Annotated in this window: 6 protein-coding genes; 5 read left to right on the plus strand and 1 reads right to left on the minus strand. The window is 43.9% G+C overall.

Annotation, left to right across the window (positions count from 1 at the left end; translation table 11 throughout):
* Positions 1-282 precede the first annotated feature (282 nt).
* The 5 genes from TT13_RS08770 to asp1 all read left to right on the plus strand — a co-directional run bounded on the left by TT13_RS08770 (position 283) and on the right by asp1 (position 11911).
* On the plus strand, positions 283-7071 hold the full coding sequence (locus tag TT13_RS08770) for a KxYKxGKxW signal peptide domain-containing protein (protein WP_027699637.1): 6789 nt from the start codon (positions 283-285) through the stop codon (positions 7069-7071).
* On the plus strand, positions 7025-7315 hold the full coding sequence (locus TT13_RS08775; protein ID WP_027699638.1) for a hypothetical protein: 291 nt from the start codon (positions 7025-7027) through the stop codon (positions 7313-7315). The genes TT13_RS08770 and TT13_RS08775 overlap by 47 nt, the downstream gene beginning before the upstream one ends.
* A gap of 222 nt (positions 7316-7537) precedes the next feature.
* Positions 7538-8593, plus strand: coding sequence for a hypothetical protein (locus tag TT13_RS08780; RefSeq protein WP_027699639.1), 1056 nt, complete (start codon positions 7538-7540; stop codon positions 8591-8593).
* Positions 8562-10694 (plus strand): hypothetical protein, encoded by a 2133-nt coding sequence (locus TT13_RS08785; RefSeq protein ID WP_145912371.1) that lies wholly within the window; start codon positions 8562-8564, stop codon positions 10692-10694. Before TT13_RS08780 ends, TT13_RS08785 begins: the two co-directional genes overlap by 32 nt.
* Before the next feature lie 80 nt (positions 10695-10774).
* The gene (gene asp1 / locus TT13_RS08790) at positions 10775-11911 is read left to right on the plus strand and encodes an accessory Sec system glycosyltransferase Asp1 (protein WP_052348608.1); all 1137 of its coding nucleotides are present in this window, start codon (positions 10775-10777) and stop codon (positions 11909-11911) included.
* 10 nt (positions 11912-11921) lie between these two features.
* Here asp1 and TT13_RS08795 read toward each other — a convergent pair.
* Positions 11922-12723, minus strand: an 802-nt coding sequence (locus TT13_RS08795; protein ID WP_027699641.1) for a site-specific integrase, incomplete at its 5' end; no start/stop codon positions are given.

Raw genomic sequence — 12723 nt, forward strand, 5'->3', positions numbered from 1 at the left:
AATAGTCCGTTTTATAGTATTTAATATTTTAAATAAATATTAATGACTTATTAAAACTTGTTATTTATATTTTTGTAAGCGAAAACAAAATAGAAAATCTATATTATAAATATCAAGATAACTGAAAAGAAAAAATTGAAAACATCTATTTTGAGTATATATTTCTGCAATTATGACTAAATTAATGCTATTATATATAAAAGCGTGTTCTAAAGCTTGATTAAAGCCTGAATAAACTTTGAATATATTTTGTTTTTTGATTATTACGAGGAGGAGAACAGCATGCAAGAAAGTTATTATCATGTGGAAAAAGATGCTAAAGTACATCAGAATTTCCGGATGTACAAAGCTGGTAAACACTGGTTATACGCCTCAAGTATGTTGGTTGCGTTAACGGCAGGGGGCACATTATTGATGTCATCCCCTGATGCCCATGCCGCAAATGTATTGACAACCGCCTCTGGTTCGGCTGTGGCAGGAACTGCCAATACCGCAACCGGTGGTCTAGGTTCGAATGCAACGGCAGGTGGCGATAATGCGTCGGCCGCTAATTCAGTGGTTACAGCAGCTGTCGGATCAGCTGGTTCAGCTAATCCAAGCAGCTATACTGATGCAACAACTGTAGCAAATGCGTCAGGCGCACTATTACAAGATACAACCACAACGGGGGCACCAACGGGCTCATCTGAGACCGCTAATGCCACTAATACAAACGGAACAACAGCTGTAACTAGTAAGGGAGTTTCAGCAGCGAGTCAGGCTGCTAACGGTGGTACCGTCAACGTGACTTCAAATACTAATTTGAATTCAAACGGGGCAGTTCAAGCCGGTGTTGGGGCAGCATCATCAACGACTTTTGATGTTGTCCAAACACAACAAGTCTCATCTGGCACGAATGTAATGTCAGACGGTTCATATTCTTGGACGATTAATGTACCAACGGATATGAATTCAGCTGGGATTTCAGTTGCCGATGTCACTGTTACCACGACAACTAATGCAACCTCTGGCACAACGACGGCCGGGGGAACAACCGCGCAAACTGCGGGTGGAACTTATACTAATCTAACTTCAGATAGTATGGTGCCACAAACAACTAGTGATTCTGCTACCGGTTCATTTACAGCAACTTCACAGTCAGCGGCCGTTGGTTCATCAAACTATGCATCAAATAGTGTCGTAATTGACCAATTGACGAGCTCAATGATGTCACTTGATGCAGCCTATTATTCACAAATGGCGCAAGTGCTATCAAATGGGGCTCTACCAGTTGATAGTTATGCCTTTGGTGGTATGGCAACGACTTCTTTGACCGTGAACGGTTCAGGAGCGATGACCTTATCTGGTAACACCAATGTGGCGGCTAAGACAATCTTGGCTTCATTTGGCTCAGTATCGGCAACCAATGCTTCAATGGCTTTGGATCTTGAAATTATTGCCGCTGAGTCTTTGAATGCAAGTGCCTTTGTTACCACCGGCCTATCTTCAGGGGCACCTTCTGATACTGCTTCGGCCGCTGGTAAGGCTTTGCAATCATATACTGATGCATTTAACACGATTGTAGCTGGTCATCCAGGCATGGCTTCATCAGCTTCTGCAGTTGATACATCATTGGCGGCTTATTATGGTAGCATTGCCAATTACTATAACTGGGGTTCTGGGGCCTATATCTCTGGAGCAACAACCATTCTTGGTATCACCACCGGCGGTACTTGGACACCACAATCTGGTTATGGTTCAGCTAACTCAAGTTTCATCTTCTATAACAGTATTGCTTCAAGTTATGCGTCAGCCGCTTCATCATTAGCAGTGCTTGCTTCAGGTAGCATTTCACCAGCTTCGGCTGAAAGTGCTGCAATTTTGCAAGCTTTGAGCAACGCTGGTTCAGAAGTGGTGGCTTCATCAGCTGCGGTAGCACAAGCAATTTCGGCTAGCTCAGTTGCCAGCACTGCTTCATCATTGGCCGTAATTGCTCAATCAAATATGTCATCAGCCGCAACAGTGGCTTCATTGGGACAGGCTAACTACAACCAATTGATGGGTTCATCTGATGTCGGGTCATCAGCTTATATCTCAGCTACCAACTCAGCTTACCAACAAGCTTTGAATATTGGTACCGATATTGCTTCGTTGACCGTATCTAATTACTACCAAGCTTCCCTTGTTGCTAGCATGGCAACTTCAATGTATGCCATGAATGGTTGGTTAGTAACTTCATCAGCTTGGATGGCAGTTTATGGCGGGGTTGCAACCAGTTTGTCAAACGTTTACAACTCGCTTTATGCTAGTGGGACAACGTCATACAACTCAGCAGCTTCATCAATCCAAGCAACTGCACCTTATGTAGCCGCTGCTTTGCTTGGCGCATCAAACGCAAGCAATTATTTGAGCACCCAAATCAGTTCTTTGGCTAGTTCGGCTGAATCATCAGCACAGTCAGCGACAATTTCTTCAATGGCCTCAAGCTTCTCAGCTTTGGGTGTTAAAGATAATTCAATGGCAACTAGTTATAGTGCTGCGGCTTCACAAGTTTTGACCAGCTTGGGTGGGGCACAATCAAACTTTGGTAAAGCAAGTACAGCAGTTTCATCAGCTAATTCAACGGTGGCATCCGCAACGCAAGTTTCACAATCAGCAATCTCGAATGCCGCTGTCGCTAGTTCGCTAGCAGCTTCATACTTGGCTGATGCGGCGCTTGACGGTATCGCTTACCAATCAGATGCTTCACTTGCAACGATTCAATTCTCAAGTGCAATTAGCTTGGCAAACTCAGCTGCAATTTCATTGGCCACAATGATTTCAGCTTCTGGAGTGGTATCACTAGCTGCAATTAGTGCTGCCGGCCAAACTGCTTCTTACGCTGCAGTGAGTGCAACTTATAGTCAAGTTAATTCAGCTATGAAGAGTGCTGCTGCCAAGGCAAGTAGTGCTAATTCAGTTGCCAATAGTTTGTCTGTTGCTGCTGTACCGCTTTCAGCGGCTAGCGTAGCCCAATCATATATGTTGTCAGACTCAGCGGTTTCACAATCAGCTAGTGCAGTCTTTGCTTCAGCATCTTTGGCTTCGCAGGTACCGGCTTCATTGATGGCTTACTTAGCATCAGTTGGTGAAACAAATTCAGCCGCCTTCATCAGTGCTTCAACTGTAGTGGCTTCAATTGCCGCTGCCGTTTCGGCTGCTTCACAAGCACAACAAGCCGCCAATGCTGATTTGGCAATCCAAAAGGCCTCATACGCAACCGATCAAGCGGCCATTAACAAGACCTTAGCAACGATTTCAATGTATGACGTTTCAACGGTTGATAATTTGTCATTGGCAAACGCCCAACAAATTTCGGCGACCGCTGTAACTTACGCGTCAATGATTCAATCATTGACTTCATTGAATGCAGAACAGATCGTAACTGGTAATACGCAGTCAATGGTTTCGTCAGCAGCGATTGTAGACGTAACCTTTACTGGTAATTCAGCAGCAACTAAGGCTGTCAATTCAGCAATGAACAGTGCAGTAGCAGTTAGTGCCGGAACTTCTGGAGCAGTGACAAGTGCCGCTTATGCCGGACCAGTTGATAGCTTGGCAACTAACCTAACTTCAACGATTGCGTCATTGGCGAATGCTTTGTTGACGGTCCAAGAGACAGAAAACAACATTTTGAACCAATTGGGGCTAAATAACTTAGTTGTAAGTACTGATAGTGCCGCCAACGTTTTGAATCAAACCGCTGGAACTTCATCAGCAACTGCTTCTTATGAGGCATCTGCTAAGAACACAGCTAATTCAGTTGCGGCTAGCTTGGTAACAACTTTGAACGCTGACCTTAATTTGTCAGCTTTGGCTTCATTGCTTTCATCAGCTGGTTACCCAATTGCACCAAACCCAACGCCAACTACGGCAATCTTTGGTACAACGGTAGCAACCGCTGCTAATCAAGTTGAAGCACCATTGGCAACCTTGTTGACTGATTTAGTTGCTTACAACCAGAAGGTACAATCAGCGCAAACGTTGATTGATAACCTTGGGGCCAATGCGGTTGCTTCACTAGCCGCTTTGAATGGTAACTATAGTGTTGCAACCTTGGGTAATGTTGTTCTTAACACTGATGGTACTTATACAGTAAGTATCAACGGTCAATCTTACCAAACAGCAGTTGGGCAAACTGTACAGAATTTGATGGAGAACTTGGCAACGCAAGCTAGTGCTGCAATCGCTACGATTAATGGTGTTTCGGCTGAAATTACTTCCGCTGAATCAGCTTTCGTTGCAGTTAAAGTGGCTGCTTCAACACCAGTCTTCTCAAATGATGCCTATGCAACTTCTTACTACAATAATGACCAATCAGTGCTTGGTATCAAGATTTACACTGGTTTGACTAACTTGACCAGCTTGATTACAAATACCTTCCAAGGTTTGCAAGCAGCAACCTTGGCTGGTACAAATGCAGCTAACTATCTAGCAGCGTCAAATGCCGCAGTTTCTTATGCTGCATTGTCAACGCAAGCACCAATTGCGGAAGCTAATTATTCTTCAGCTGCGGCTGCTTATAGCCAAGCTTCATCATCAGCTAAGAGTTACTCATTTGCCGCTTCGAGCTACCTAGCTCAATCGGATGTTAGTTCGTATGCGCTTGCCGTATCAAACTACACGGCATCTTCAACGGCCGCATCATCTTATGCCGCTTTGGCCGCTAATTACAGTTCATTGGCAACTTCATATACGACAGCAAGTAACAGCGCATCAGCTACTTCTGAACAGAACCTATACTTTACCGCTAATGGTCAGTATGGTTCAGCATCAGCAGCTGCTGATTCATATAGTGCAGTTGCCGCTTCGATTAGTGCTGCTGATTCAGCCATTGCACTTTATTCAGCTGCCGTTGCTAATCAGAATTCAAGTGCAAGCTTAGCTGGTTCATATGCTTCATTGGCTTCAAGCTATGCGGTAATTGGTAACTCAGCTTCAGCCATTGCCTTTAGTAATTCAGCAAGTAATGCTGCCAGCCTTGCCGCATCTTATGGTGGGTTGCTTGGTCGAGTACGTACAGCTGAAACGCAGTTGAACAATGTTGCGGGTAATGCTTCACTCTTTGCGGCCCAAGTTGATTCAGCCATGGCAACCTTTATGGCAAGTGTTGCAACGAACCCAACTTACACGGCGACAGCTTTGGCCCAAATCGTGGTTGGCTTCAATGCTGCTGACCCAACCAGTGAGATTCAAAATGGGTTGAAGACGGCTAACACCTACTATGCAGGTCAAGCCGCCATGACAACAGCACGTCAACAAGACAATGTCTTTGTACCTGAGACCTTTACGGTAACACCAACCCAGCTTGGGGCAACTCCAGGAGTGGTTTCGACACCTGGAACTACCGGCTACACATCAGTGGTTTACCAATTGAAGAACCCAACCGTGGCCGGGACAGTTACAACTGAAACTGCTGACGGTACGGTGCTTGGTACTTATAACTACACGAAGTTTGCTGGTGAGCAACTAGCAGCGGTCGCAATTTCTGGCTTTGAAGTTGTGCCTGGTACTGCTTCGACAGCAACCGTTGCTGCGGCAAGTAACGCAGCCTTGAATGTCGCTACGGTGGCCGGCTCAGATGTGGCCTTTGTTTACCAACTTGATGTTGCTTCACAAGCAAATGAGGCTGCTTTGTCAGCTTCTGCAGCGGTTTCTGCAGCAAATTCGGCTTCAATTGCGGCTTCAAGTGCTTTGGCAAGCAACCCAACGTCAGCTGTAATCGCTAATGCTACGGCAGTTTCATCAGCAACCGCCCAAGTTACCTCGGCCGCTGCTGCCGTTAGTGCTGCAACTAGTCAAGCTGCCAGTGCTTCAAATGCTGCTGCTAGCTATGCAGCTTTGGCAGCATCTGCTTCTGCGGCTGCCAGTGCTAACTCAACGGCAAGTAATGTAGCAGTTGCTTCAAGCTTAGCTGCACAAGCATCAAGTGCTTTGGCAGTTACTAGCATGCAAAATTCAATCGCTAACAGTGCTGTGGTTGTGGCAGCTAGTGCGGCCAGCGCCGCCGCAAACGCTGCTAGTGCCGCCGCCAATGCAGCTAATCAAGGAACGACCAATGCTTCAAGTGGTAATCCGGCTGAATTTACTGCCAGTGCTGCTTACTACACATTGGCCTACCAAGGTTCAGTTGTTGCAGCAGCTAACCAAGATATTACCGCTGTTTTGAATATCTTCGGTGCCGACTATGCTTCATCAACCCAAACTGGAACAGCAACTTTGTATGCAACTAATGCTGCAGGTGTTAAGACTGCGGTGGCAACGATTGCTATTTCAGTAACTTTGGATGCTAAGGGTAATGGAACTTCAAACTTGTTGACCTTCAAGTCAGTTGATTTGAGCAAGTATGCAGGTGGTACATTGACGTCAACCTTTACCATTGGTGATCCATTGACTGGCGACAGTACAAACCAATTGTTAGCTGCAGCTAATACGGCAGTGATTGTTGCTAGTGTTAATTCAGCTGCAAGTTCAGCCGCTGGGGTAGCAAGTGTTGCCGCCCAAGCAGCAAGTACGGCTAACTCATTGGCCCAAGCTAGTCCAAACGATGCAACCTTGGCCTCATTGGCCCAAACTGCAACTTTGGCAGCAAGTACCGCCAGTGCTAACGCCATGAGTGCAAGCTCATTAGCAGCGCAAGTTGCATCCGAAGCAGTCGTTTACAATTCAGCAGTTGAAGTTGCGAATACAACAGGACAACAGTCATCTGACGTCTTCACATCAGCTTCATCAACAGCTGCCGCTAACTTATTGGCTTTGAATGCAATTACTAGTGCGACTTCAACGGCAACTTCAACGGCCAACTCAGCCGCAGTACAAGCTAGTTCAGCTGCGCAATCAGCTGCCTTGTACACGGCTAGCGTAGCCGCTGATACAACGAGTGCGTTGTCAAGTGCTAACCCTGATAATGCTTCAGTTGCTTCATTGTTGTCATCAATTGCTGCAGCCCAAAGTTCAATGAGCTCAGCAATTGACGCCGCTAATAGTGCTGCAACCAGTGCATCCAATGCAGCCAGTGTTGCCAACAGCACCAACAGCTACCACCACTGGTAATACTGGTGTAAGTGGTGTGGTTGATACTAACGCAACAACGTCAAATAGCGCCGTACCAACGACAGTGGCTTCAACCACTGCAGCAAGTACGCACGCTAAAGTTGCTGCTGCTGGACTAGTAGCATTGCCAGATACTAGTGCAAGTCAGACCGACACCACTGCTGTTGTAGTGGAATCAGTCAGTGCAGTTTTGTCAGCTATTGGTTTGATTGCTTTGGGCAAGAAGCAAAGCAAGGAAGACTAAGTAAAGCGTGGTTTGGACACAATTTACAAAGTAGTTTGAATTTTTCGAAGAAAGACATCATTTCATCGAAAACTTAGCGATAAATAGTTTTTCAAAAATATTTGAGTAGGATGCTTCAGCATCCTGCTCACCTGCACTTATTCAGCTTATTATTAACTTTTGAAGATTTATTAACCAAAGTATGGGATGACAATGAAAATTAATTGATTGAGGACTAGGAACATGCAGAAAAATCAACATTTAAAAACATCAAGTTTTTGGTCGGGTTTTAAAGACTTGCTATTCGGAAGAGACGATCAAACTAGTGTAAATACCAAGCCACAGGCGGCAGGCAAAAACCAGCTAGGCAATATAGGTGGCTCAGGGGTAGTTAAAGCAAATACTACCGGTAAAGTGGTGATTGAAAATTACTTAACCCACTTAACTACCTACAATGAGCTGTTAGTTAACTATCAAGATGCTCGGGCTGCCTTAGTCGAACAACAAGCTAGTCTGGCCGAATTAGCTGAGGGGTTGGCTGAACAACAAACGGATTATCAAATTGGTTTACAAACGTTCGAGCTAACTAAAACGGCTTATGATAAGGCTTTGGCGGAGTATGAAGAATTAGCAGTCGAATTTAAATTAGCGGATGAAAACCAAACTAAATTAACTAGTGGTTATTTAAATAAAAAACTTGCCTTGGAAAAGCTTGAAACTAAGCTTGCAAAATTGCAGGAGCAAGATCAAATTAAAACGGCCGAATATGCCAAGTTTAAAACGCAATATGACCAAGCTAAGTACAGTTTGGAACAATTGAATCGGCAATTTGCTGATGCTCAGCGGGTCTATCAAGAAGTTAAAGGGCGCTATGACGACCAAGCTATCATCTTTCAGACCCGTAAGGATAATTTTCAAACTGCTTATGCCGTTGTTACGAAGTTTGAAGCCTTGCAGCGTAAATATGAGCGGGTCTTGGTTAAGAAGGGGCACTTTGAACATGATTTAAAAGTAATCAATGCGAAAATTTTGACCTTAACGGAAAGTACATTATCAAAAGAGACGGTCTACAATTTCATTGTGCCAAGTTTTAAAGATTTGGCTGGTAAGTATGAGCAACAAGAAGCCAAGTTTAATGCAATTTTGAAGCAATTTACAGCAACTAAACAGGTCTATGAGACGGCAGCCGCCAAGGTAACTGGTTTGACCAATAGTTATGATGAGATGAATGCAGCTAAGCATCCAAACCCAACTATTCTAACTTACATTGAAAAGGGATCTGGCCGCTGCACAATCTGAATTTGACCAGGCAAGTACAACCTTTATGCCAGTACGGGCCGAGTATCAAAAAGCGGTTGCAGTCTTTGAAGAAATTAATGCCAGTTACGAGATTATCAAGACGATTTCCGATGAAAAAGAGGGTGCATACCTGCAGGATAATGCTGATTTGCAAGCCTTAACGGCGGCCCATAACCGGGTTAAGATTGTGGCAACCCAGTTAGTCCGTTTGTACGATAGCTTAATCACCGATAAGACGGCCTTAGCTGACCGCTACAAGGAACTAAGTGCAAATTATGCCCAGACAGTGACAGATTACGCACAAATAAAGGTGACATTTACTCCCTTGAAACATGAGTATTATCTAGCCGAGCACAAGTATCAAGAATTGCAGGCAGCTCAAGCTAGCGCGCAAAAAATTACCGATAAAGTCGCCCAAGAACAAGCTGAAGTCCAAGGTAATTTAAGTGACATCAAGAGCAACTTAAGTGATACTGCAAGCCAAGTAACCAGTTTTCAGACTGAATTTACTAACGTCCAGACTACGGTTAATGAGGCTAGTAAGATAACTGATTTAGCGCGTAAGGATTTGCAAGCCAATAAACTAAATGCGAAAGCTTTGTACGACCGCAGTAGTGAAGTTTTCACAGCCTTGTTGGCTAAATACCAACATTGGATGCAAGCTTACCAAGTTTACGATGAGCAATATCAAACCCTGTTAGATAACTACGCCAATATCAAATATGATCAATTAATGACTAACTTTGAGCAGGTATTGGCTGAACATCAAGCCGCCGAGTTGAGTAATCAGCAGGAAGATGAAAATTATCAAGTGGCCAAGACAGATTATGATGGTCAAGTTAAGTATCTGGCACAAATTAAGCCATTCTTAACCAAGGGTAGCGAACTAAAAGCGGAGATTGACGATTTACAGGTTAAAACAGGCGCGCAAATTGCTGAGGTTAATCACTTCCTGACCGAAGTTACTTTTCCAATTAATGAGGCAACCAACCAGAACTATGTTGATGAATTTAATGTGAATGATATTATCCTCAAAAAGAATCAACAAGGGCTCCAAAACAAGCCACAATTAGCAGGTTGGAACGAGCAGTACACGGACTTGAAGGCTGACTTAAAGGGCTTGCTTCAGGAGTTGAAGCTGGCTTTGGTGGCCTATCAAGATAATTACACCAGCTTGTTAGCAGTCGGCGGCAGTTTTGCTGAGTTGAACCAACAGCCTGAGGCAATTGTAACTATGGATGTTGATCAGGTACTTTTGAGTTTTGAAGAGCGGGTGACGACTTTGACGGCTGCTTATCAGCAGCGTGAACAGAGTTTTGCTGCCTTGGTGAATAAGTATCGGGCGTTCCTAGGGGCGGCTAATCAGCTAACTGCAGTGAATCAAGTTGATAGTCAGTCCAAGGACGGGATGCAAGGTATCATTGGTTTGATTAATGCCTTAGCTAACTATACTGACAGCTATAATCAAGACCATTTGAATGTACGGGTGTTAGCCGATTGGTTGGAGCTTGAAAACGCGCAGTTAGCGCAGCCACAGAGCGCTGATAAGTTAAAGGCAATGGTTGAAGAGCATTATGGGCAGGCCTTAACAAAGCGCTTAGCTGCTGACCTAACACATTATGCAGAAGGTTTCGCCCAGGTTTTGTTGAAATATAATCAAAGGGTTGAGGACTTGCAAGCCGAGTTGACTACCTTCCAAGCCAATACTGGCATTTCAATCGCGGCAATTAATATTAAACCGGCAGTGATGCCAACCCTTGAAGTAATTGAGGTGGAGTATCAGACCATTATTCAAAAGAATTTACGTTTATTAATCGAACAAGTTCGGGATAATGATTCTCTGCTGAATGGATTGAAGCGGGTTAAAGGCTTTGCACGGATTGCAGAGGCCTTTAGCATCGAAGCTAGTGATAAGTTGTTAGCCTTCCCAGAGCAAAAGGTGCTCGTTAATAAGATTATGAACTTGGCCCCAGTTGAATTTATGGAGTTTAGTTTACCAGCCGAACCAGTTGCACCGGAGAAAACGGCCTACAAGGTTGCCATGCCAGTAACGCCAGAGCAGTTACCAATTCAGGCTAAGCGGGTGGCGGCAATTGCTTAGCCGATTGCGGTACGGAAAATTAGTGACGTAATTGTTGAGCAATAAAAATAAGATGAATTAGGGTAAGAGAGATGAATGCAATGAATTATTTTGTGAATGAAAATATTTTTACATTAAACTCGGGAACAGAGTTCTCAGCGGCACAACGGTTAGCCTTATTCCATGAAAATGGTTTATCAGCTAAGATTTTGACGCGAAACTATAATCCATCATTAATTAGCGATTTAACCCGCCTGGGCTTAACCCAGGCTGATGTAATTAATATGTATGACTACTTCCAAGAAGTCGTTGAATTGCCTGAAACCGATGTTCCGGTACGCTTTACCGACACAATCGACAAGCAGCTTTATCATATTGAAGGGGTCAATGCGAATGAAACCTTGGTTAAACATGCCGGGCGGACAATCGCTAAAGTCGCAATTGCGCCAGGAACGGTTGGTATTATGGGCGCTGTTGATTATTTGAACGATATGAATGCAACGGTCGCTAAAGATATTTGGGACCGGCGCGGTTTCCGTTCATCAACGCAATACTTCCATTATGATGGTCAAGCGGGTACGCAGATTTTCTTTAATGCCAATGGCATTCCAAAGTTACAAATCACGCATATGAACATTAATGGCACGCTTTACCCAACGATGTACAAATTATTGGATTATAAGGGCCGTGCATACCGGTTTGATAATGAAGAACAACTGCTAACCTTCTTTATGAGCGAGTTAGCTAGTCAGCAACAAACTGTCTTTATCAATGACCGTCCATCGCTCTTGCCTGCTTTGGCTGGTGTTAAGAACGCCTTTGGTAAGTGGCAATACTTGCATAATATTCATGCTGGTAATGGTCAAACCATTGGTGGTTCCCGTAAATTTGAAGAGTACTTGAAGCCACTCTTTACGCAATACAACAAGGCAATTGATGGCGTGATTGTGGCAACCGAGGAGCAAAAGGCGGAGATTCAAAAGTACTTTGACTTTAACCAAGTTGTAGCTTTGCCAGATACTTTCACCAAAGCTGTGCCGTTGGCTAAAGCACCACGGGGGCATAAAGTGGTCCACCTTGGTCGTATTGCCGCAGAACACATCTTTTATGTACACAAACGCCTTTATATCAACGTTTGTAGCTTGTGGATAACTCGTTTTGTTCAAAAAGGACTCACTAAGGGACTCATTGAAACTCACAGAGCGTCATACAGAATTATTTTAATGAGTCCCAAGTGAGTCCCGTCTTTTAGAAATTAACTAGGGATGTGAATATGTCTGCTGTCTTTGCTCGCATATCTTTTGTGACGGTAGCATAGACGTTAAGAGTTGTGTTTATGTCGTTGTGTCCGACCTGTGCCTGTAATGTCTTAATATCCATTCCAGCTTGGACTGCTAGAGTGACATAAGTGTGCCTCAATCCGTGAATGTTTATCTGCGGAACATTAGTACCCTTGATGGCTGCTAAAAGCCACTCTCTAGGCTGATTTGATGTTATATAGTTATTTAGTCGCCTATTAGTAAAAACAATGTCAGAGCGCACACCAGCTTTCATAAATGCTTGTTGCTGGATGTTATGCCATTGCTTGAGTGTTTGAGCTGTTTTTTTATCAACTATCACAATTCTTTTACCAGCCTTAGTTTTAGGTTCGTTAATGATAACTTTGGACTCAATAGACCGACTAAGAGTTTTAGTGATACTAATATTTGCACCGGCATCATTAAATTCTATATCGGACCATAACAAAGCCCTAGCTTCGCTCATTCTCATACCTGTAAAGGCAAGTAGGCGAAGGTATGCATATTTACGATATTTAAGACTGTTCTCTTCATATTTTGATTTGACGGCGTCTATAAAGGCTAAGAGTTCGTCATATTCGTATGAATCTACTCGATAAGAACGATCTGGTTTATCGATTGGAGTGGGGTAACGAACATTTGAAAACGGATTAACATCAATAAAATCATAGGAAACAGCAAAATCTAAAATTTTTTTCAGAAATACGGACTCAGCCTTGTAGGCAGAATGCTTTGAGGCTATCCAATCTAAC

The sequence above is a fragment of the Weissella oryzae SG25 genome (assembly GCF_000691805.2).
Taxonomy (GTDB): domain Bacteria; phylum Bacillota; class Bacilli; order Lactobacillales; family Lactobacillaceae; genus Weissella; species Weissella oryzae.